Annotated in this window: 14 protein-coding genes and 6 pseudogenes; 9 read left to right on the top strand and 11 right to left on the bottom strand. The window is 48.9% G+C overall.

Going from position 1 to position 23917, the window contains the following annotated elements; translation table 11 throughout:
* Positions 1–639: 639 nt before the first annotated feature.
* Entirely contained in the window at positions 640–906 is a 267-nt protein-coding gene (locus JCM16496_RS18455) for a PqqD family protein (RefSeq protein WP_025836080.1), read from the bottom strand.
* 299 nt (positions 907–1205) lie between these two features.
* Between JCM16496_RS18455 and JCM16496_RS18450 the strand changes: the two genes are divergently transcribed.
* The 6 genes and pseudogenes from JCM16496_RS18450 (at position 1206) to JCM16496_RS18425 (ending at position 8549) form a co-directional block, all read left to right on the top strand.
* Positions 1206–2342 carry a nucleotidyltransferase domain-containing protein gene (locus JCM16496_RS18450; protein WP_128809726.1) on the top strand — a complete coding sequence of 379 codons (1137 nt, stop codon included), beginning with the start codon at positions 1206–1208 and terminating at the stop codon, positions 2340–2342.
* A gap of 55 nt (positions 2343–2397) precedes the next feature.
* Complete coding sequence (locus tag JCM16496_RS18445) at positions 2398–3279, top strand: DUF8429 coiled-coil domain-containing protein (RefSeq protein WP_128809725.1); 882 nt, start codon at positions 2398–2400, stop codon at positions 3277–3279.
* Positions 3280–3400: 121 nt separating this feature from the next.
* Positions 3401–4887, top strand: a pseudogene (locus tag JCM16496_RS18440) (TolC family protein).
* 87 nt (positions 4888–4974) lie between these two features.
* On the top strand, positions 4975–5967 hold the full coding sequence (locus JCM16496_RS18435) for an HlyD family secretion protein (protein ID WP_128809724.1): 993 nt from the start codon (positions 4975–4977) through the stop codon (positions 5965–5967).
* A gap of 173 nt (positions 5968–6140) precedes the next feature.
* Positions 6141–7279 (top strand): annotated as a pseudogene (locus JCM16496_RS18430) (ABC transporter permease).
* Positions 7279–8549 (top strand): annotated as a pseudogene (locus JCM16496_RS18425) (ABC transporter permease). Before JCM16496_RS18430 ends, JCM16496_RS18425 begins: the two co-directional pseudogenes overlap by 1 nt.
* 7 nt (positions 8550–8556) lie before the next feature.
* Here JCM16496_RS18425 and JCM16496_RS18420 read toward each other — a convergent pair.
* On the bottom strand, positions 8557–9624 hold the full coding sequence (locus JCM16496_RS18420; protein ID WP_025836074.1) for an SGNH/GDSL hydrolase family protein: 1068 nt from the start codon (positions 9622–9624) through the stop codon (positions 8557–8559).
* 145 nt (positions 9625–9769) lie between these two features.
* Here JCM16496_RS18420 and JCM16496_RS18415 point away from each other — a divergent pair, with 145 nt between their 5' ends.
* On the top strand, positions 9770–11671 hold the full coding sequence (locus tag JCM16496_RS18415) for a TlpA family protein disulfide reductase (protein WP_025836073.1): 1902 nt from the start codon (positions 9770–9772) through the stop codon (positions 11669–11671).
* Between the two features lie 92 nt (positions 11672–11763).
* Here the strand turns inward: JCM16496_RS18415 and JCM16496_RS18410 are convergent, their stop codons facing one another.
* Positions 11764–13347, bottom strand: a complete 1584-nt coding sequence (locus tag JCM16496_RS18410; RefSeq protein ID WP_025836072.1) for a Gfo/Idh/MocA family protein — start codon at positions 13345–13347, stop codon at positions 11764–11766.
* Positions 13348–13552: 205 nt separating this feature from the next.
* On the opposite strand from JCM16496_RS18410, the pseudogene JCM16496_RS18405 reads away from it, so the two are divergent.
* Together JCM16496_RS18405 and JCM16496_RS18400 are read left to right on the top strand one after the other, a co-directional pair.
* Positions 13553–13914: pseudogene (locus JCM16496_RS18405) on the top strand (BlaI/MecI/CopY family transcriptional regulator).
* Positions 13915–13916: 2 nt separating this feature from the next.
* Complete coding sequence (locus JCM16496_RS18400; protein WP_244440488.1) at positions 13917–15893, top strand: TonB family protein; 1977 nt, start codon at positions 13917–13919, stop codon at positions 15891–15893.
* A gap of 184 nt (positions 15894–16077) precedes the next feature.
* Here the strand turns inward: JCM16496_RS18400 and JCM16496_RS18395 are convergent, their stop codons facing one another.
* The 8 genes and pseudogenes from JCM16496_RS18395 to mnmA all read right to left on the bottom strand — a co-directional run bounded on the left by JCM16496_RS18395 (position 16078) and on the right by mnmA (position 23806).
* Positions 16078–17178: an Mrp/NBP35 family ATP-binding protein gene (locus JCM16496_RS18395; protein ID WP_025836070.1), complete on the bottom strand. Its 1101-nt coding sequence runs from the start codon at positions 17176–17178 to the stop codon at positions 16078–16080.
* Positions 17179–17245: 67 nt separating this feature from the next.
* Positions 17246–18004, bottom strand: a complete 759-nt coding sequence (trmB, locus tag JCM16496_RS18390) for a tRNA (guanosine(46)-N7)-methyltransferase TrmB (protein WP_025836069.1) — start codon at positions 18002–18004, stop codon at positions 17246–17248.
* Between the two features lie 164 nt (positions 18005–18168).
* Positions 18169–19188 carry a branched-chain amino acid aminotransferase gene (locus JCM16496_RS18385; RefSeq protein ID WP_025836067.1) on the bottom strand — a complete coding sequence of 340 codons (1020 nt, stop codon included), beginning with the start codon at positions 19186–19188 and terminating at the stop codon, positions 18169–18171.
* 53 nt (positions 19189–19241) lie between these two features.
* Positions 19242–19451 (bottom strand): exodeoxyribonuclease VII small subunit, encoded by a 210-nt coding sequence (gene xseB, locus JCM16496_RS18380; protein WP_025836066.1) that lies wholly within the window; start codon positions 19449–19451, stop codon positions 19242–19244.
* Positions 19452–19468: 17 nt separating this feature from the next.
* Positions 19469–19876, bottom strand: a complete 408-nt coding sequence (locus JCM16496_RS18375; RefSeq protein WP_025836065.1) for a hypothetical protein — start codon at positions 19874–19876, stop codon at positions 19469–19471.
* 70 nt (positions 19877–19946) lie between these two features.
* A pseudogene (gene xseA / locus JCM16496_RS18370) lies at positions 19947–21187 on the bottom strand (exodeoxyribonuclease VII large subunit).
* A gap of 149 nt (positions 21188–21336) precedes the next feature.
* Positions 21337–22715: pseudogene (locus JCM16496_RS18365) on the bottom strand (S8 family peptidase).
* Positions 22716–22738: 23 nt separating this feature from the next.
* Positions 22739–23806, bottom strand: coding sequence for a tRNA 2-thiouridine(34) synthase MnmA (gene mnmA, locus JCM16496_RS18360; RefSeq protein ID WP_025836063.1), 1068 nt, complete (start codon positions 23804–23806; stop codon positions 22739–22741).
* Positions 23807–23917 lie beyond the last annotated feature (111 nt).

The following is a 23917-nucleotide window of genomic DNA, read 5'->3' as shown; positions in this document are numbered from 1 at the left end:
TCCCCCGTTATCGGGGGAGAGCAACCTCCCCGGAGGAGGGGAATTGAGATACTCTCTCTATTCGCTTTTCTTTTCGCAAATCATTTCTGCCCGACTATAAAAAAAAACGTTGGTGGAATCAACCGCTTTCATATCCCCTTCTTAGAGGTATGCACAGGCTTCATTTTATTCTGTTTGTCAGTTTTCTCCCTGCCTGCATCCTATTTTCCCCTTATCTGCTCCGTGTATATATAGACAGGCCAGATAGGGAGAAGGTAGGGAGAAGGTAGGGAACATAAATCACTGAAAAAACAATATGGTGTGTATCGCTACCACCTCCCCCTACGGGTACTCCTCCTCCCCGGAGGAGGAGAAATAAGTTACTCCGCGTTTTTTCGCAAACCAATTCTGTCCGACTATATTTTACAGAATCCGCGTTATTCTGCGTAATCCGCGCCTAATATTATAACATTATAAAGCGTTCATGTGCTTTTGACATCCTCTTTAGAATTCATCCTCTTACTTATACCTGCAAGTTCTATTTCTATGTCAGAGACAACACCCCGCTTGCATTCGTCACAGTTTGTCGACTTGTGCAGAGACAAAAAAAGGATTCAACACCATGAACCAGAAGGGTTCAAAGCGCAAAAGGTTTTAGTCTCAGCCTATCACGCCGCACTTCGTCAGCGCATCCACCCACTTCGCAGCGTCAGTGGTGGCCCGCTCGCGGTCGATGCCATACTGCTTTACCAGTACTTCGGCAGCATCTTCGAGGGTGAAGTCACTGCCCTTCAGCTCGTTCCAGAGCAACAGTGCCGTGCCGTTGAGGGAGATTACCTTTGTCATGTCCGACTGCAACTTCCCTTGTTCCACTACCAGATTCTCACCGGCTATCTCACGCACTTTATAAATATCCTTAATCTTCATCTTTGTATTATTTTAGTTCGTTAATTCGGGAGGCAAAGATAAACATTCCACCCCAAAAACCGAAAACAAACGCTAATTATCACACAGAAAGGAAGTAACAAGACTTACTTAATCGGAATTTTGCACTATCTTTGCCCTGAAAAGCGAAGACAAGCTGCACCTCAGCATAAAAAATGAACGAGTTCATTTTATTCTGCATTCGGTTTGCATTATCTTTGCCTCCCTAATAATCCCTCATTCCCCTAAAGAGGGGAAAGAGAATAGTCCTTATTATCAAAAGACGCATAAAGAAAAAGAATATGACTATCATACAACAGCAGTTTTTCACCCTTGTGCAGTCCGGCTTATGGGGCACGGATGCAGATGCCGGGCTGTTTGACGAACATACCGACTGGGCACAGCTTTACCAATCGGCACGCGCGCAAGCCTTGATGGGTATTGTGCTCGACGGCATTCAGACGCTTCCTGCCGACAAACGCCCCCCGCGGATGCTCTACCTGAAATGGTGCAACACACTGCTACAAATCGAGGAAAAGAACCGCCTGCTGAATCGCGAACTTGCCAATGTATACGCCCTGTGCCGTGCCAACAACATAGAGCCCGTACTTCTGAAGGGGCAAGGCGTGGCACAAAACTACCGGAACCCGCTACACCGGCAGTGCGGGGACATTGACCTTTTCACCGGATATGATTTTTATAAAGAAGTGAACAGCTTGTTGCTGCCCGACGTGACAAGAATAGACGAAGAGTGCTTCAAGCATATCGGCTTCGAGTGGCACGGCGTGACCATAGAGAACCACCGGGTGCTGAACACCTTGAACTCCCCTGCCGCAAACAAGAAATTCCAAACGGAAATTGCCCGATGGTACCGCACGGGAGAAATGCGCAAACTGCAAGTGGGCGACTGTACTGCCAACGTCCCCCCGCTTACGTTTGATGCGGTCTACATACTGATACACTCCGTGCTCCATGCCCTGAACGAAGGCATCGGACTGCGGCAGATATGCGACTGGGCCTGCCTGCTGCACCACCACAAAGAGATGCTTGACAAAGCGGCTGTGAGAAGACTCCTCCGGGAGTACGGGCTGGAAAAAGCCGCGAAAATCTTCGGGGTCGTAGCCGTAGAATATTTAGGTCTTCAGGAAGAATGCCTGCCGATGACTTACAATCCGGCTGATGTCCCCACAGGCGAATGGCTGATGAACGACATCTGGCAGGAAGGCAACTTCGGGAAATTCAATGCCGACAAGAAACGCCGTCCCAAAGGATATTGGAGTGGCAAGTGGCATACATTGACCCAACTTACAGAACGGTGCACCAACATGAAAAGGCTTGCTCCGGCAGAAGCCCGTTGGTATCCCATCATCGTAGCCATTCACTCCGTCCAGATGCAATGGAAGAAGGTGACGAGGAAACAAGGGGACAAATCCTTGTAAACAAAGAATTCGATTCAAAAGAATTCAATAGAAAAACAACAATAGAGAAACATCAATGGAAACAATAAAAAACAACAAAACGCTCATCGCTGCAGGCAGCCTCCTTATCTTATTATTAATAGGAGTTACCATTCTGCTGATTTCCGAAAAGCAAACCAACAAGGAACTGGTGATGGAATTCAATCTGGATAAAGAAGACCTTGAAAACCAGTACACAGACTTCGCCAGACAATATGACGAACTGAAGTTGACAGTCTCCAACGACTCCCTCTCCGTACTCTTGGAACAGGAACAGCTCAAGACCCAGCGCCTGTTGGAAGAACTCCGCACCGTGAAGAGCAGCAATGCCACCGAGATACGCCGTCTGAAGAAGGAACTGGCCTCTCTCCGCAAAGTCATGATAGGCTACATCAACCAGATTGACTCGCTGAACCGCCTGACTGCCCAACAGAAGGAAATCATAGCCGATGTCACCAAGAAGTACAACGCCGCTTCCCGGCAAATCAGCAACTTGTCCGAAGAGAAGAAGAACCTGACCAAGACCGTGACGCTTGCCGCACAACTGGATGCCACCAACATCTCTGTGCAGCCCACCAACAAACGCGGCAAGACTGCCAAGAAAGTGAAAGACATCGTGAAGTTCAAAATAAACTTCTCCATCGTGAAAAACATCACTGCAGAGACCGGCGAACGCACCCTCTACATCCGCATCACCAAACCGGACAATGACGTGCTGACCAAAAGTCCCTCGAACACCTTCCCATACGAGAACCGGGAACTGGTATATTCCATCAAGAAGTATATAGAATACAACGGAGAAGAGCAAGCCGTCACCGTATATTGGGATGTAGAAGAATACCTCTATGCAGGCACCTACCGCGTAGACATTTTTGCTGACGGTACCCTTATCGGTTCGCAATCATTCAGCTTGGATTAATACAAAAAAATCTAAATTATTTTGCAATATCATTGAAAGCCTATACATTTGCATCGTTGTTTATGCAATTATTGTTGTTGTATAAGCAACCGATACATCACTTTAATTAATGTATAGCCCAATGAAAAAGTTCCTCTGTTTCATCTGTTTGGCATACCTGTCCTTCCCCATGAAGGCCCAGGAAGCATTAAGCTTGGATAGTTGCCGTGCATTGGCTATCTCCAACAACAAAGAACTGCTGATAAGCCAGGAAAAAATCAACGCCGCCCACTATCAAAGGAAAGCGGCATTCACTAATTATCTTCCCGATATTTCGGCCAGCGGCGGATATATGCGCAGCCAAAAAGAGTTGTCCATCCTCAGTGACGCTCAGAAAGGAGCCTTGTCCGGACTGGGCACAAGTCTCAGCGGACCGTTACAGCAGGCTGCCCAAGTCATCGCACAGCTTCATCCAGAACTGGCAGGCCAATTGCCGGCTTTGGGACAAAGCCTGGCAGGTGCCCTTGACGGTGCAGGCCAATCCCTGGTTGACGCCTTTCGTACAGATACCCGCAACATGTATGCGGGCGCACTGACCTTGACCCAACCCCTATATATGGGCGGCAAGATTCGTGCCTACAACAAAATCACCAGATATGCCGAAGAGCTGGCCCGCCAGCAGCACAACACCGGTATGCAGGAAGTAATCCTGAGCACAGACCAGGCATATTGGCAGGTAGTGTCCCTTGCCCATAAAAAGAAGCTGGCAGAAGGCTATCTGAAACTACTGCAGAAGCTTGACAGCGACGTCGACAAAATGATTGCCGAAGCGTTGCCACCAAAGCAGACGGACTCTCCATCAAAGTAAAAGTGAATGAGGCCGAAATGACCCTGACCAAAGTAACCGACGGCCTGAGCCTTGCCCGGATGCTGCTGTGCCAGTTGTGTGGTCTCGACCTTTCCACTCCCGTCATGCTCACAGACGAACAGAAGGAAGACCTGGCTCCCACTACTCCGGAAAACGGTGCCATCGATATCAACAATGTTTATGCTACCCGTCCCGAAGTGCGCAGCCTGGAACTTGCCACGCAGATTTATAAGCAGAAAGTAAATGTCACCCGTTCGGAATATCTTCCTTCCATAGCACTGATGGGCAGCTATATGGCAACCAACCCTTCCGTCTTCAACAGTTTTGAGAAGAAGTTCAAGGGGATGTGGAATGTGGGTGTCATGGTGTCGGTACCCATCTGGCACTGGGGCGAAGGCATCTATAAAGTAAAAGCAGCCAAATCGGAAGCACGCATCGCCCAATACCAGTTGGATGACGCCAAAGAAAAGATAGAGCTGCAGGTCAACCAGTCGGCTTTCCAAGTGAACGAAGCTGCCAAGAAACTGACCATGGCCGAAAAGAACCTGGAAAAAGCCAACGAGAACCTGAGATACGCTACACTTGGCTTTGAGGAAGGCGTCATACCTGCCAGCAATGTGCTCGAAGCGCACACCGCATGGCTTTCTGCCCAATCGGAAAAGATAGATGCACAGATTGACGTAAAACTGACGGAAATCTATCTGAGAAAGGCAACGGGGCAGTTGACAATTGACAGTTGGCAATTGACAAGTGACAATTGACAATTGACAAGTGACAATTGACAATTGGCAGTTGACAGTTTCTTCAATCGTAAATAGTAAATAGTCAAATAGTAAATAATAAATAATATGTTGGATACAAAATCACAAAACAGTAACATGTTGTTGGCATTCCTCACGCTGACGGGAGTGATTGCCATCGTTGCCCTTGTAGGTTTCTTCATGTTGCGTAAAGGGCCGGAAATTGTGCAAGGACAAGCAGAAGTAACGGAGTATCGAGTATCGAGCAAAGTGCCGGGACGTATTCTGGAATTTCGTGTAAAAGAGGGACAAAGCGTACAAGCCGGAGACACCCTTGCCATTTTGGAGGCTCCGGACGTGCAGGCCAAACTGGAACAAGCACGCGCCGCCGAATCGGCAGCCCAGGCCCAGAACGAAAAAGCTCTGAAAGGCGCCCGTCGGGAACAGATACAAGCTGCCTATGAAATGTGGCAAAAGGCACTGGCCGGACTGGAGATTGCCGAAAAATCCTACACGCGTGTGAAGAACCTGCACGTCCAAGGCGTGATGTCTACACAAAAGCTTGACGAAGTTACCGCCCAACGCAATGCAGCCCGGGCTACGGAGAAAGCCGCCAAGGCCCAGTATGACATGGCCAAGAACGGTGCGGAACGCGAGGACAAAGCCGCTGCCGCTGCCTTGGTGGAACGTGCCAAAGGAGCTGTGGCCGAAGTTGAATCGTACATCAAGGAAACTTACCTGATTGCACAGACTGCCGGTGAGGTATCCGAGATATTCCCCAAAGTAGGCGAGCTCGTGGGCACGGGTGCTCCCATTATGAACATCGCCATTCTGGACGATATGTGGGTAACCTTCAATGTACGCGAGGACTTACTGCAAGGGTTGGGTATGAATACCGAATTCGAGGCGTTCATCCCTGCACTCAATAAGAATATCCGCCTGAAAGTGTACTACATGAAAGACCTCGGCACATATGCCGCTTGGAAAGCGACCAAGACTACCGGACAGTTCGACCTGAAAACATTCGAAGTCAGGGCCGCTCCGCAAGAGAAGGTGGAAGGACTGCGAGCAGGGATGAGTGTAATCAAGCCTCTCCCCTAACCCCTCCCCCGTAGGGAGGGGAATAGGAAGATACTCCTATTTATATGTTCAACGGGATAATAAGGGAGAAAATAAAACAACAATATCAACATGAAACGTACAGCACCCATCAAAAAGAGTAACATGCCCCCCTCCCTACGGGGGAGGGGAAGGGAGAGAGGCTATGGAATGTCATGAGACGCGAATGCCGCCGTCTTGTTTCCCGCCCGCTCTATCTGTTCTGTATGGTGATAGCACCGTTGTTCTGCTACATATTCTTCACCACGCTGATGGACTCCGGGCTTCCTACGGACATGCCCGTAGGTGTGGTGGACCAAGACATGAGTGCCACTTCACGCCAGCTGATACGTAACCTGGACGCTTTTGAGCAGACAGCCGTCGTGGCTCGCTATCCCAATATCAGCGAAGCCCGCACCGCCATGCAGCGCGGAGAGATTTACGGTTTCTTCTACATCCCCGAAGGCACCTCTGCCAAAGCGCAGGCCAGTCGACAGCCCAAACTCTCTTTCTATACCAATAATACCCTGCTCATCGCAGGTTCACTCCTCTTCAAGGACATGAAGATGATGAGCGAATTGGCATCCGGTGCCGCAGCACGTAGCACCCTCTATGCCAAAGGAGCTACCGAGGAGCAAGCGATGGCCTTCCTCCAGCCCATCGTCATAGATACGCATCCACTCAATAACCCGTGGCTGAACTACTCCGTATATCTGTGCAACACCTTTGCACCGGGTGTATTGATGCTGCTTATCTTCATGGTGACCGTCTATTCCATCGGAGTCGAGATAAAAGACCGCACCGCCCGCGAATGGCTGCGCATGGGCAACAACTCCATCTGGATTTCCCTTGCCGGCAAACTGCTGCCGCATACCGCCATCTTCTTCCTGATGGGAATATTATATAATGTATACCTCTACGGTTTCCTCCATTTTCCCTGCAACAGCGGCATCCTGCCGATGCTACTTGCCACCCTTTGCCTGGTGCTGGCATCGCAAGGCATGGGAATATTGATGATAGGAACCCTGCCTACCTGCGTTTGGGACTCAGTTTCGCTTCCCTATGGGGCGTACTCTCTTTCTCCATGTGCGGATTGTCATTCCCCGCCATGGGCATGCACCCCGTATTGCAGGCATTGGCAAACCTGTTCCCCCTGCGCCACTATTTCCTGATTTATGTGGACCAGGCACTGAATGGATACCCCATGATTTACTCGTGGGTCAACTACGTAGCGCTGCTTATTTTCATGATGCTTCCGTTCCTTATAGCCCATAGGCTGAAAGGAGCGTTGGTTTACTATAAATACATGCCCTAATGAAAGACCTGACGTTCAGACAGAAAGTGATACAAGGCATTCATGACTTGTTCTATATATGGAAACGGGAATTCGGCACCACCTTCCGCGACCAGGGCGTGCTCATCTTCTTCGTGCTCGTTCCGTTGGTCTATCCGTTGATATATGCTTTCATCTATACCAACGAAACTATCCACGAAGTGCCCACTGTCGTGGTGGATGACTCACGCTCCTCGTTGAGCCGCGAATACCTGCGGAAAGTGGACTCCAGTCCCGAAGTGAGCCTCGTGAGCTACTGCGCCGATATGGAAGAAGCCAAACTGATGTTGAAGGACCGCAGGGCATACGGCATTATCTACATCCCCTCCACCTTCAGCGACGACATTGTACGCGGTAAGCAAACGCAGGTCAGCATCTTCTGCGACATGAGCGGACTGCTGTATTACAAAGCCTTGCTGACTGCCAACACCAACGTGTCGCTCGCCATGAACGCAGACATCAAAGTGGAGCGAAGCGCCAATACCACCGACCGCCAGGACGAGATTACCGCCTACCCGATAGAGTATGAGGATGTCGCCCTCTATAATCCGACCAACGGATTTGCCGCTTTCCTGATTCCGGCAGTATTGGTATTGATTATCCAGCAAACGCTGCTACTCGGCATCGGCTTGTCTGCCGGGACGGCACGCGAGCAGAACGCTTCCGCGACCTGGTGCCTATCAACCGCCACTACAACGGCACACTACGCATTGTGATGGGAAAAGGGCTGAGCTACTTCATGGTATATTCACTGGTATCGGTATATATACTGTGTGTGGTTCCATGGCTTTTCAGCCTCAACCAAATAGCGATACCCGGTGTCCTGACTCTGTTCACCCTGCCCTACCTGGCCGCTTGTATTTTCTTTGCCATGACAGCATCCATTGCCATCCGCAACCGCGAAACGTGCATGCTGCTGTTCGTGTTCACCTCCGTGCCACTGCTGTTCCTCTCCGGCATTTCATGGCCGGGAGCTGCCATGCCCGCTTTCTGGAAGTACTTCTCGTACATCTTCCCTTCTACCTTCGGCATCAACGGCTACGTACGCATCAACAGCATGGGAGCCACACTCAATGAAGTCTCTTTCGAGTACCAGGCACTATGGATACAAACGGGATTCTACTTCATCACCACGTGCCTGGTATATCGCTGGCAGATATTGCAGAGCAGGAAACATGTGATTGAAGAGTATAAGAAGCATAAGACATTCCCTACAGCATCGGCAAGGCAGCAAACAGACAAACGGCTATAATGCCTAATTACGGTCGCATGTGTTTCTCCAATATCGGGTAAAGTATCTCAGCATACCTCATAAAGCCCAAATCGGTAAAATGAATGCCGTCTACTGTAGCCTCCCCGTCGTGGCCGATGATGTCACGGGAAGAAAGGAAATAGATGTTTTTCTCTCCACGTTGCTTCAAAGAACGGAAAAAGGCATTCAATGTCTCATTCTTGTCCTTTACTTCCTTGGCAATCCTGGTGTCAAAAGGAGAGTGGGTAAAGAGAGGGTCTTCCACGAAAAGGACAGGCGTATCGGGATGCTTGCTGCGGATAATGGTATAGAACTTATCGGCACGCTCTCTCATTTGCTCCACGGTAGCATTGGGCACAAAGTCGAGGACAAACATAGAAGCATCCACACCGGCTATGACATCGGCAATCTCCAGGTCGAGCAAGGCATTGCCGCTAAATCCCAGATTGATGCACTCACGATTGAGCCAACGTTCCAGAATATTGGTATGCGCCATGCCGGGACGGGAAGCGCAGCCTCCCTGCAAGATGCTGGTACCATAGAATACCACCGGCTTCTCACGTTTCGGCAAGTCTACTGCCGGCGGGGTAATGGCAGATAAAGAATCCACGCCGATGGAAAGCGAGGTAACCCCGTCATATAAAGAAAGGTACAAAAGGTATTCGCGCTCCTCGGGCAACATATTGCTTACGATAGTCGCCTTATTGATTTTGCCCTGCGGACGTCCGCTACCGGCAAATATCCACTTGCCGTCTTGCAAGCAGTAGAGGTCGAGGCCTTTAATGCCGGTCGGTGTCATGTGGTTCATACTCATATTGTTCCTTACTTCCCATTTGGCGGAAATGCTTGTAGAGTTGGAACGGAAGCGCACGGCGAGTCCGGCACTGTTGCGGCCTAAGTCCCACAATGGTTTGCGGGAGATGTTCTGCAGAGAGTCCGGCAGACGCTCATAGCGGGTAAGGGTAGATTCTGTTGCTTTGCCCAGAAGGGGGAAGGCGGAAGCATCATGATAGACAGTCTGGGCATTGGCAACAGCGGCCAACAACAAGCCCATCAGAAGAATTCTGGTTCTCATATGACAAGATATTAAGTGTTAAGTATTACCGGCAAAGATACAAGGTTTCTTTGAAAAACGAAGAAATGGAAGTATTTTACATCAATTAACTCCCACATGCTTGTTTCTTTACGAGACATTCGTAAATTCGCAAAAAACAATTTATATGAGACGCATCCATTTCCTCTTAGCAAGCTTCCTGCTGTGCATCTGCTGTACCCTGCAAGCCAAAAACCGTGTGATTGACCAACCACCGTTTATCGTAAGAAACACGACTTCCATCGAAGTGAGTAAAGTAGTCCTTAGCGACACGGCAACCGTGCTCCATATCTATGCCAAGTATCGCCCCAAGTACTGGATACAGATTGCACCTGACAGCTACCTGACAGACAATAACGGAGAAACCTACCAACTGCGTTCCGGTATAGGCATCATACCAGGTAAAGAATTCTGGATGCCCGAATCGGGCGAAGCAGAATTCCAGCTGGTCTTTCCTCCCCTATCCGACAATGCTACCTCCTTCGACTTCACCGAAGGCGAAAAGGTGGAAAACGGATTCAGCATCTGGGGAATACAGCTGAAAAGCAAGAAACTGCCGGAGCTGGCACTTCCCCAGAACGCCGTAGTACACAAAGCCGACCCTAATGCCGAACTTCCCGAACCGGTCATCCAATACGGAAAAGCCATGCTGAAAGGCCGCCTCCTGGATTCACGCCCCAATATGGGAATGCCAATAGCATTGGTACTATGGGAAAGCCTAAAAGGAGATCTATCAGAAGTAGTACTGGATATCCAGCCTGACGGCAGTTTCACCAAAGAAGTAACATTGCCCGGCACTACCCCATGTACCATATATTTGGGTAGAGAGCATATGCTCCAGTTCTTCATGGAACCGGGTAAGACAACAGAAATATACGTCAACCTGCGCGAAGCTTCCCGACGCAAGTCTAAATTCCACAGTGAGGGGAAGCCCTATGGAGAAATGGCATACATCAACGGGCCGCTGGAAACCGTGGCACAAGAGTTGAACGGAAACCGTGCCGATATCAACATACAAGAGAAGCTCTTTAAGGACATTGCCGTATTAGCCGGCAAGGACATTGATTCTGCAAAAAAATACATACTCAAAATGTCCGATGAAATGCAGGGAACAATAGACAAGTTACCTTGCAGTGCCTCTACCCGCCAACTGCTGACTATTAATAATAAACTGACCACAAACGGGATATTAGGCTCGGTTGCCAACCTACTAACATCAGCCGCCCTGCGTGCCAACCTCATCAAGGAGGAAGAAGCAAGAAACTACTATCAAGAACTGAGCCAGAAGGTTCCTGCTGACTATATATCCAACACAGACATGGCCATACTGAATATTCCGCAATCCATACTATCCAACCAGTATGTGAATATGGCCTCAAGAAACATCAGTCGGAGTGAGGAACTGTCCAAAGCCTGGGGAACCGACAAAGGTATCTTCTTCGATATAGCCCGTAATGTCACCCTCTACCGGGGTATCAAGAACTTCACCCCGCTCACCGACGAGCAAAAGGCCACCGTTGCCGCCATGCCCGCCGCATACCGTGAAATGCTGACTGCCGCCAATGACGAACTGCTGGCACAGCTTGAAGCCAACAAGAAAAAGACGGGCTACACCATCAACCAAGTGGACGCCAACGTCAGCAACGAAGATTTGTTTACTTCCATCATCAGCAAATTCAAAGGAAAAGTATTGTTAGTAGATTTCTGGGCCACCTGGTGCGGTCCATGCCGTATGGCAAACAAGACGATGGCCCCCATGAAGGAGGAACTGAAAGACAAGGATATCCTATATCTGTACATCACCGGCGAAACCTCCCCCTTGAAGACCTGGGAGAATATGATTCCCGACATCCACGGCGAACATTTCCGTCTGACAGATGCCCAATGGAAATACCTATCGGACGCATTCAAGATAGAAGGGGTACCGACTTATCTGATTGTAGACCGCAAAGGAAACACCACGTTCAGGCAAACCGGCTTTCCGGGAGTGGAGAAGATGAAGGAAGAGTTGCTGAAAGTTGCTAAATGACAAGAGGGTGTCAAAACTGGTATTCACCACAGATTACACAGATTTGCACAGATAAGCATCTTTGATTATCAGTAGATTAAGCTCATTCTGTGTTAATCTGTGTAATCTGTGGTGAATTTTGACACCCTCATACCGCTATTACTTTTCAGCCATTCCTTGGCTCCCTGCTCTTTCAGTCTAGCAGTAAATGCCTTTGCCTTCTCCATAGCAGCCGCTTCTTCTTCCGGAGTTGCATATGCATGCTTGTAACCCTTCACCACATTCCATTCACCACGGGTGAAATCGGGGAATGCCACAGCCGCACAACCGTTGTCCATAGAAAGTTCTCCCAATTCTGCAAGGCAGCACCACTCAGCAAGGTCGTATACATCCATATCCAAAGGAAGACCGTTTTGCAGACAATATACCAGACGACTGTCCATCACGAAGTCCATGCCACCATGACCTCCTACTTCCTTCGCCATCTCACCGTACTTCTTCAAAATGGGATGCTGGTATTTCTCCACGAGTGCCTCCATCTCCGTCTCCGGCAGGAAACCGTGTGAATTCAAATCATCCACTTTGGGCTGAACGCCCGATGCACTCAGCTGGTCAGCGTCAAGCGCATACCCTTCTACCGGATATTTGTTGGCGAATCCCTTGGTACCCGTAAGCTGATACAAACGGTTATAAGGCTGTGGTGTCATTACATTGTGCTGAATCTCAATCACCTTTCCATTGGCTGTACGAATCATGGTCGTGGTATGGTCACCGTTACGGAATTCCTTGCACTCCTCGCCGGTTCTTTTTTCTACCAGCTCCTTGCCCACTACAGACTTGGTATCCATGGCTACCAGCGTTTCCATACGGTCACCACGGTGAATATCCAGTGCTTGCGCCACCGGGCCAAGGCCATGAGTGGCATACACGTCACCACGATGCTTCATGTTGTAGTCCAAACGCCAGCCCAGCTTGTCATTTTCTCCATTCTTCCAATAATGGTCCCAAAACGGGCTCAAGTTATGTATATAAGCACCCTGCGCACGGATAACTTCACCGAACACGCCATGCTGCGCCATGTTCAGCGTATTCATCTCGAACCAGTCATAGCAGCAGTTCTCCAGAATGAAGCAATGCTTACGGGTAGATTCACTCAAGTTAATCAAATCCCAGCATTCCTGCAGATTCATGGCCGAAGGCACTTCTATCGCTACATTCTTTCCATTCTCCAACGCACACTTGGCAACGGGGAAGTGATGCAGCCAGTCTGCAGCAATATAAACCAAATCTATATCATCACGTTTGCAGAGTTCCTCGTATCCTTTGTCACCGGAATAGACAGCGGCCTTGGGCATGGATGCCTTCTTCAAGAGCTCCTGACATTTATCTGCACGGGCCTCTTCATAATCACAGAGAGCCACTACCTGCGTACCCGGAATATAAGTGAAACGCTCCACTGCTCCGGGACCACGCATACCCAAACCAACAAAACCCACACGGACTGCCTCCAGCTTCGGAGTAGTCAGTCCCAATACACTCTTCTGTCCTGCCGGACGCTCGGGAGTCTTGACAACAATGGTACCATTCTGCCATTCCCATTGAGTTCCCTTCTCTGTGGTTTGCACAGTAGAAGTCTGGCTTGTGCATGCACCCAATACGAAGCACATTCCCAGCAACAACGATTTAACTGTTCCCATATTTCTGCTTTATTTAAGGTAAAAAAATAACTGGAACAAAGATAGACAATCTTAGCCAAAAGAAGATTATCAACAGCCATGTTCTTTTCAATCCGGCAAAAGAATATACATGCAGTAGGAGCATTTAGATTAATTAACTCACTGTTCGATGTTAGTTTACGAAATATTCGTAGATTTGCATTGAATTCATTTAAATACTTTATCCATGGAAAAGTTAACGATACAAGAAGAAGAAGCAATGTTGTACATTTGGGAACTGGGCAGTTGCTTCGTAAAAGACATTGTTGCCAAATATCCCAAACCGGCGCTCCCTACACAACTGTAGCATCTATTGTGAAAAACCTGGAGCGCAAGCAGTATATCCGTGCCGCACGTGTAGGCAACACCTACCAGTATACCCCGCTCATACGCGAAAGCGAATACAAACGTACCTTTATGAGCGGTTTTGTGCGCAACTACTTTGAAAATTCTTATAAGGAAATGGTTTCGTTCTTCGCCAAAGACCAGAAGATTTCGGCCAATGACCTGAAAGACATTATAGACATGATAGAGAAAGGAAAGGAGTAAACATGTTAGCCTATTTTCTGAAAGTGAATGTAGCGATAGTACTGTTTTATGCATTCTATCGGCTGTTCTTCTACAAAGACACGTTTTTCGGCTGGCGCAGAACCGCACTGCTCTGTTTCTTTGCCGTTTCTGCCGCTGTACCTCTGCTGAACATACAAACGTGGATTACGGAGCAGGAACCGATGGTGGCCATGGCAGACCTCTATGCCAGCGTTGTGCTACCGGAACTCACAATAGGCACCGAAGCGGCTCCTACCGACTGGAAAAGCATCCTTTCAGAATATGCCAATATCGCCTATTGGGGAATAGTGACATTGCTGATGATACGCCTCATCATGCAACTGGCGGGCATCATCCGCCTGGCATGCCGATGCCGCAAGGTACAAATAGGCAACACAAATATACATCTGCTCCCCAAAGCAGACGGGCCTTTCTCCTTTTTCCACTGGATTTTTATCCATCCGTCCTCGCATACGGAAGAGGAATTCAACGAAATATTGACCCATGAGCAGACACACGCCCGGCAATGGCACTCCATTGATGTCATCATCAGTGAACTGGTGTGCATTTTTTGCTGGTGCAATCCCTTTGCCTGGCTCATGAAACGGGAAATCCGCACCAATCTGGAATATATGGCCGACGCCCGCGTATTGGAGAACGGCTATGACTCCAAAACCTACCAATACCATCTGCTAGGATTGTCACATCAAAAGGCTGCAGCAACTATCTATAATAGTTTCAATGTTTTACCTTTAAAAAAACGCATCAAGATGATGAACAAAAAGAGAACAAAAGAAATAGGAAGAACCAAATATCTGATGTTCCTTCCTTTAGCGGCCTTACTTATGATTGTCAGCAATATCGAAGCAGTGGCACGTACCACAAAGAAGATTGCAGCGGAAGTCATAGAGGCTGTAGACCCCAAAACCGAACAACCGGCACCGGAAGTTCAAGACCCTCAAGCAGCTCCCCAACCGGAACAAGATACGAAAACCGTGACTTACAAAGGAAAGGTAGTGGACAAGGATGGAAAGCCGATACAAGGTGTGAAAATACTAAGCAACCCTGATTCTACTCCTACCGGAGTCACTACCCAAGCCGATGGAAGCTTTGAATTCAAGGCCTCTCCCAAAGCAAAATTATTATTCTTATATCAAGACGGAAACAAAGAGAAAGCCATCTCTTTCACTGACGAAAGATTACCCAAAGAGAACAGAACGAATTGGACAATCGTTTACAATGAGAAATGGAATGAAGTTATGCAAAGCGACCCGGGAACTCCGGACAATCCGATTTTCGAGGTAGTGGAACACATGCCCGAATTCACTGGTGGAGGCATGTCTGCACTGATGGAATACTTGAGCAAGAACATCAAATATCCGGAAGCAGCCATGAAGAAAGGTACGCAAGGACGGGTCACCGTGCAATTTGTCGTGGAGAAGGATGGCAGTATTACCAATGTAAAAATACTGCGCGGCATTGACCCGGAATTGGATAAAGAAGCCATTCGCGTCATCAGTGCCATGCCTAAATGGAAACCCGGTACACAACACGGAGAAGCAGTACGCGTAAGATTTACGGTACCAGTGATGTTCCGCTTGACAGAAGACAAGACCCCGGTGAAGTATGCTCCCATTGAAAGCAAAATAGATGAAATGGTGGTAGTGGGTTATGCTCCGGAAGGAACAACGGCACCGGAGGAGGGAACCATTTTTGAAGTCGTAGAACAAATGCCCGAATATCCCGGCGGCATGCCCGCAATGATGGAATTCATCGGCAAAAACATCAAATATCCGGTAGCTGCACAGAAAGCTAAGATTCAGGGAAGAGTTGTCATACAGTTTATCGTAAATACAGAGGGTAACATCATCAATCCCAGAGTTCTCCGCAGTGCCGACCCTCTGCTGGATGCTGAAGCAATCCGCCTGACTACCATTATGCCAAGTGGAAGCCCGGCATGCAAAGAGGGCAGGCTGTAAACGTAAAATATACAGTCCCCATCATGTTCCGTCTGCAAGAACCGGAGAAGAGCCCTGCTGTTCAGAATGCCACTGTTACTCCAACTAAATAAACCAATTCTCTCTCTAAACAAGTTCTAATGAAAAAGGAGCAGTTACCCGGCGACGGGCAATTGCTCCTTTTTCATAAAAGAAATATCCATGTCTATTTATGCACTTCCACAATCCGTGTCGGTGCCATTTCCATATTTCTGCGGTCTACCTGACGGACTACGGCAGCAGCCAGTTGCAGGAAAGCGCGCCCGGTCACCGTATTCTCATCCAAAGCAACCGGAGTCCCCTTATCACCGCTCTCGCAGATACTCTGCACGATAGGGATTTGCCCCAGCAAGGGTACGTTCATTTCCTCAGCCAGTCTCTTTGCACCTTCTTTTCCAAAGATATAATACTTGTTTTCCGGCAATTCGGCAGGCGTGAACCAGGCCATGTTCTCCACCAGGCCGAGAATGGGCACATTCACCTTATCATTGGTAAACATATTGATGCCTTTGCGAGCATCTGCCAGCGCCACAGCCTGCGGCGTGCTGACAACGATAGCTCCTGTCAGAGCCAATGTCTGCACCACGGTCAAATGAATGTCGCTCGTTCCGGGAGGAAGGTCGATAAGGAAATAATCCAGCTCTCCCCAGTCGGCATCGCCAATCAGCTGTTTCAAAGCATTGCTTGCCATACCTCCCCGCCACAGAGTGGCCTGGTCGGGGTCTACAAAGAAACCGATGGAAAGCAGCTTGATGCCATACTTCTCTATCGGAACAATCAAGTCACGTCCACCAATGTTCTCTGCCACCGGACGGGCATCTTCCACTTGGAACATCTTTGGAACAGAAGGCCCGAAGATATCAGCATCCAGCAGACCTACTTTATAACCCAACTTTGCCAAAGACACGGCAAGGTTGGCAGCAACCGTGGACTTGCCTACCCCACCTTTTCCGGAAGACACTCCGATAACATTCTTCACCTGGGGTAATAGCTTACCCACTTCCGGACGTGCCGCCTGACGGCTTTCAGTCGTAATCACAACCTCCACCTCAGGAGAAACATACGTATGTATAGCTGTCTCGGCAGCCTTCACCATTGACTTCATGAACGGATCAGTCGGTTTCTCGAATGTCAACGAGAAGCTGACCTTCATCCCGTCAATCCGCATGTTATCGGCCACCATCTCAGCCTCAACAAGATTCTTTCCGGTGCCGGGATAACGCACTGTTGCCAATGCATCAAGGATTAATTTTGGATATAATGTCATTGTATTTACTATTTGACGATTTACTATTTTTATGCGAATCAGTAGTAATTTTAACTACTGATTCGCATCATTTACTGGTTTGCAGTCCACTACGCTTACTACGGTTATAACTGCGGTACTCATCCAACTCTATCTCCACATCCGGCTCCTGCAACTCGCCCGCTTGCGGAAGATGGAACTTGGCATACTTGATATTCAAGCCACGATCCAACCATTGTTGTTCATAATAGGTCTTGATGCTGAGTATCTCATCAGCCATGCCAGAGTGGTACAAGTCTTCCGTCATCACATCCACCGGCAGCCGGTTTCTTTCAATCATGTACCGGGTATAGGTAAACATGAAGTTACTGTCCGTCTTCAGATGAACGATACCGTCATTCTTCAGGAACTTGCGGTAGCGCTCCATGAAATAAGTGGAAGTAAGCCTTTTTGTAGCCTTCTTCATCTGCGGGTCCGAGAAAGTAAGCCAAATTTCACTCACTTCATCCGGAGCAAAAAAGCGGTCTATGATTTCGATATTCGTACGCAGAAAGGCCACATTCTTCATGCCCGATTGCAGCGACTCGGTAGCTCCCGTCCACATACGGGCCCCTTTTATATCCACTCCGATGAAGTTCTTTTCGGGAAACATGCGCCCCAATCCGACAGTATATTCTCCCCTACCGCAACCTAATTCGAGGACAATGGGATGGTCGTTCTTGAAGAACTGTTCATGCCACTTCCCTTTCATGTCAAACGGCACATTATCTACCGCGGAATACGGATACTCGAAAACATGCGGATAACCCGCCATATCGGCAAACTTCTCTAACTTGTTTTTTCCCATTTAAGAAGTATTGAAACATAAAACATATTATTTTAGGCACGGATTGCACGAATCTTCACGGTCTCCCTCTTGAATCTATCCGTGTTTTCCGCGCCATCCGTGCCTAAAAGTATAAAAAACAAATTCACGGCAAGTCTTATACAACAGACATTACCGTCACCGTATTATTCAACGATAGTCACCCAGCCATGAGTATCGGGTTCGTCGCCATACTGGATGGCGCGCAGCTTGTTGTAGAGCTTCGTGCAGACCGGTCCCGGCTTTCCATCCTTGGAGATGACGTACGACTTGCCGTTCTCCACATCGTCGATGCGTTCGATGGGGCTGATAACGGCAGCCGTACCGCAGGCACCCGCCTCCTCGAAAGTCAGCAGTTCTTCTTCGGGAACCGGACGACGTTCCACCTTCATGCCCAAGTCTTCGGCCAGTTGCATCAGGCTCTTGTTGGTGATGGAAGGCAGGATGGAGGTAGAGAGCGGAGTAATGTAGGTATTGTCCTTGATGCCGAAGAAGTTAGCGGCACCGCACTCATCAATGTATTTCTTCTCTTTGGCATCGAGATAAAACTCGCAGGCATAACCCAGGTCGTGCGCTTTCTTGTTGGCACGCAAGCTGGCCGCATAGTTTCCACCTACCTTATAGATACCGGTACCCAACGGTGCAGCACGGTCGAATTCGCGAATAATAACATATGGATTGGTTGAGAATCCACCCTTGAAGTAAGGGCCTACCGGGGTCACGAACACTACAAACAGATATTCGCTGGCAGGATGTACGCCTACTTGCGCGCCGGTACCCACCAGCAACGGACGGATATACAGAGAAGCACCCGATTCATAAGGCGGGATGAAACGTTCGTTCAGTTTCACCACCTTCAGAATGGCTTCCTTGAAACGCTCAGTAGAAAGTTCCGGCATCAGGATGCCACGGCAAGTGGATTGCAGGCGGGCTGCATTCTCTTCCAAACGGAAGATACGCACCTTACCGTCTTTGCCACGAAAAGCCTTCAAGCCCTCAAATGCCTCCTGACCATAATGCAAACAAGTGGCAGCCATGTGCATAGGAATGGTTTCCTCGCTGCAAACTTCCAGTTCACCCCATTGTTCGTTACGATAATAAATTCTCACATTGTAATCTGTCTTCATATATCCGAACGGCAGATTAGCCCAATCAAGTTCTTTCATATCTCAAAGTATTAGTTACTTCTATTACGTACATTTTGCAACAAAAATAGCTTTTATTCTTCAGATTCCCGCTTCTCCGACAGTAATTTTTCAATTTCCTTGTCAGCTTTGGTCAATTTATCGCTGCAAAATGCTATAATCTCGTTTGCTTCCTTTATTTTTTCGGCAAGCACATCTATCTCCAGTTCGTTGTTGTCTATCTGGCTGACAATTTTCTCCAAACGCGTCATGGCTTCGGAGTAGGTTTCTTTTTTCTTAGGCATATAATTGGAATAACATATTATTTCTCCTTCACAAGTTCCTTATCAGTATTCTCATTCGTAAGGACTAAATTCTTCCATCTCATTTTCTCTGCCGACAAACTAAGTATTTCATATTTTTCTGTTATACCATGTTTCTCATCAGTCAAAGTAATCCGCTTATTCTCCATATCAATCACATAGCTGTAAGTACGAAGGAGACCATCAACAGCCGGTCCGGAAACACAAGCCTCACAAGTTTGACTCTTAGTGTCAAAGACATAGCGTTCCACTGCGTCAACTTTTAATTTAGGAATAGTCACTACCCACTGCCCCGACAACTGCGAGATATCGAAAGTGCCATCTACTTTGTCATCATCATTACATGATGCAAAATGAAGTGCCAACAAGAATAACAAGAGTGTTCCTAACAATTTACGTGTTTTCATTTTAGTATATTTTTATGTTAAACTATATATAAAATGCACATGCAAGGAGAATACTGCAGCCAATTGGCAATTAAATCATTTTCTTTTGCACTACAGACAATAATTTTCCTTGATATAAATGAGTTACAAGTTCATCTCCCACTTTCATTTGTCTAACATCTTTCACAATTTTCCCATCCTTCAACGTGATGCTGTAACCGCGAGCAAGCAGTTTTTCCGGTGATGTATCCTCCAATCGTTGTTGCAACAATTCCAGGCGATGGCGATGGCGGGACAAGGAGGAGGTGACGGCCTGCGCCACATCTTTCCGCACAGCCAGCAAAGAGAATCCGGCCTCGGAGATGCGACGGTAGGCGGCAGAAGGAATCCGGTTCTTGTAACCGGAGAGTTTGCGCTGTTCCTGCTGCAACAGACTTCTCACACCCTCATGCAAGCGGGAAGCAAGCATTGCCAGTTCATCGGCAGCGCTGTTCATGGACTCTATTAAGAATTCGGCAGCCGCCGTAGGGGTCTTTACACGGGTATGCGCCACAGAATCCAGCACCGTGTCATCCCGCTCGTGACCGATGCCCGTTATGACAGGCAACGGAAACTGTGCACAAGCAGCAGCAAGCAGATAAGTATCGAAACCGGACAAGTCGGACGTGGCGCCTCCACCGCGGATAATGACGACCGCATCAAACTCTGTCAAGCGTGCATTCACCCTGTCGAGAGCAGAAAGGACAGACTCCTCCACACGGTCACCTTGCATCAAGGCAGGAAACAGCTCTGTATAAAAGTAGAAACCCCGGGAATTGTTTTCCAGCTGATGGCAGAAGTCACCATAGCCTGCCGCCGTCGGCGAAGATATGACGGCAATGCGTTGCGGCAGGCGGGGCATATCCAGTTCTTTATTAAGGGTAAGCACTCCTTCCTCCTCGAGCTGCTTCAGGATTTCCCTGCGGCGGCGTGCCATATCGCCCAGCGTATAGGTGGGGTCTATGTCCTGCACCGTCAGACTGTATCCATAAAGTTCGTGGAAGCTGACAGTGACCTGCACCAGCACTTTGATACCCGAAACAAATGCCTGCCCCGTAGCCTCCTCAAAATAGGGCTTCAGCAGCCGAAACACATTGGCCAGATAGTGCCTCTCGCCTTAGCTATCAGACTATTGCTGCGGGGGTCTTTCTGCACAAATTCCAGATAGCAATGCCCCGTGCTGTTGGTACGCACATCGCTCAACTCCGCCTGCACCCAACATTCGTCGGGGAGGCATTGTTCCAGACTGCGGCGCACAAGGGCGTTGAGTTCATACAAAGAGAGTGAGTCCATACTGCATTGTCATTCAATAGTTTGTTGCTTTATTTGTTTTTATCGGCAATAAAGTGACGCTTTATCAACACTATAGTATCACTTTAACGGCAATAAAGTATCACTTTAACGGTAATAAAGCGATGCTTTATCGGCAATAAAGTATCACTTTAGCCGGATAAAGTATTACTGTACAGGCAATCCCGGTATGCTTTCCACATATCGGGCACACCATAACCGTATATATTATCGGGATAATCTTTGCGGTCGCCGGAGCGGCGTACCAGTTCTATCACCTCTTTAGCCGTAAGTTCGGGGCAAGCCTGCCACAAGCAGGTCACCATGCCACATAGGATAGGAGAAGAAAACGACGTACCGTTTGCCTTGCCCTGGTTACCATCCGTACGCATGACATCAGCCCCAAGCCGACAGCCACCACATCCGGTTTTATCCGGTGGTCCGCCGTATTCCCGATAGAGGAGAAAGGAGCCAGTACGGCATTCTTGTCAATGGCACCCACGGTCAGCACGTTCTCCGCATCTCCCGGAGGTGTGATTTTCTTCCACGAGCCCATGCCCGAATTGCCGGCGCTGCACACCAGCACCATCCCCTTGTCGGCAACACGTGAAGCCTGGCGCGACATCAGTGCATGGCATCCGTCCAAATCACGATACTTATAATCTTTCGACTTGTCGTCGAAAGTGTAATAGCCCAATGAAGTGTTGAGCACATCCACCCCCACGCTATCGGCAAACTCCACCGCTGCCGCCCAATAGTCCTGCTCCACCAGGTGCTCGGAATACTCGTCTTCGCTGCGCAGCAACCAGAAAGAAGCTTCGGGCGCCGTACCGGTCATAATGCCGGGCTGATTCATGCCGATGCAGGACAGCACCATCATGCCATGACTGCTCTCGGCAAAGATGTCTGCCTGCGGATTCACAAAGTCTTTGGTTCCCAATACCCGGATGTTCTGCATGGCGGTTATCTTGTCGGCATTGTGGAAACCGGCATCGATAACGGCAATCGTCATGCCTTGCCCCTTGAACCCTTCGCGGTGCAATTTATCACCATTACTCATCTTTATCTGGCTGACGGCAAGTCCATAGATACTGTCGGGATGCACACTCGGCCGGTTAATCAAAGAATCGCGTCGGGCAGGCATCATTGGAGTGCCTCCCCCAGGAGCTGTCCAGACTTTTTCCGTGGCACGGACAAAAGGCAGTGCGGCGATGCGGTCTATCAAGGTGGAGTCATTGCACGATACCGTGACGAAGTTCTCCCATTTACCGGTAACCACGACATTTACGCCCTGACGGCGAATCTCGTCCACGTACTTGCGGCACACCGGCAAGTCGGTAGAATCTATCGGCAAGTTCTGCTTATGCCGGCGGGCAATCGCCTTTTCTGAAAGGAACGCTTCCGGATGTTCCAAGGCATACGTGGTGGCAGCCTTATCCTTCAGGCTGATGCGATACTTCAATGTGTCTTGTTGTGCCGATGCTCCCGCCACAAGCAGGACAAAGGCTGAAAGGAGTAGAGGTCTTTTCACTATTATAAATTATAAATTAAAAATTAAAGGAACATCCCGATGCCCCGTTGGGAAGCGATAAAGGAGCCGCCCACCACCCTTCGGCCTATATAGAACACGGCAGACTGTCCCGGAGCGATGGCAGAGGCTTCCGTCTGGAAGTGCACCAGCAGACGGCCGTCCTCCAGGCGCTTCACGTCACACGGAATCGGTTTACTGCGGTAACGGATGCGTACGGTCAGCTCCTTGCTTTCAAAGAACTCTTCCTCATCCACCAAATTCTCATGTTCGGCAAGCATATATCCCGTCTTCAGCTGTTCGGCATCTCCCAGCATCACCGTATTCTTCAGAGGATTGATTTTCAAGACGTAGGCAGGTTTGCCCAAAGCTATTTCAAGTCCCTTGCGCTGCCCGATGGTGTAATAGGGGAAGCCTTTGTGTTCGCCCAGCTTGACGCCTTCCGAATTGACAAACCATCCCGGTCCCACCTCGCGGTCTATCTCCGGAGAGTGTTCGCGCAGGAAGTCGCGGTAATCGCCCTTAATGAAGCAGACTTCCATACTCTCGCCTTCTTCCGCCTTGACGGCATAACCTTTGTCGCGGAGGTATTCGCGGACTTGCTGCTTGGTATAGGTGCCTAAGGGAAAGATGCAACGCTTCAGCAACTCCTGCCCCAGTCTCCACAAAAAGTAGGACTGGTCTTTCTTGTCATCATCCCCGGCTACGATATAGACCTTGCCGCTCCGTTCCTCCAGACGGGTGTAGTGCCCGGTAGCAATATAGGCACACCCCAGCTTGTCCGCCCACTCCGCAAGGATGCGGAACTTGAACAGCGGATTGCACATCACACAAGGATTCGGAGTCCGCCCCCGGCGATATTCATCTATAAAATTCTGTACGATTACCTGTCGGAAGGCTTCGCGCTCATCTGCCACATGGTGTTCAATGCCCATGCTGTCTGCCAGCTGGCGGGCTTCTACCGGTTCGTCCCCCCACACCCACATGGTGAGACCGACTATCTCATAGCCCTGCTCCTTCAGCATCAGGCAAGTGGCGGTACTGTCTATACCTCCGCTCATGCCAACCAATACTCGCTTTTCGGGTCTGTTCATACTCTGCAATTCATTCATATGGTTTGCAAAAGTACATGTTTTCGAGCAGAATACACAGTTTTTCAGCTAAAAGGCTATTACTTCCTTAATAAAACCGAGACAGTGAAGAGT

This window comes from Bacteroides rodentium JCM 16496 (genome assembly GCF_000614125.1).
Taxonomy (GTDB): domain Bacteria; phylum Bacteroidota; class Bacteroidia; order Bacteroidales; family Bacteroidaceae; genus Bacteroides; species Bacteroides rodentium.
Note: the sequence above shows the minus strand (reverse complement) of the source record. Positions and strands in the feature narration are given on the sequence as shown.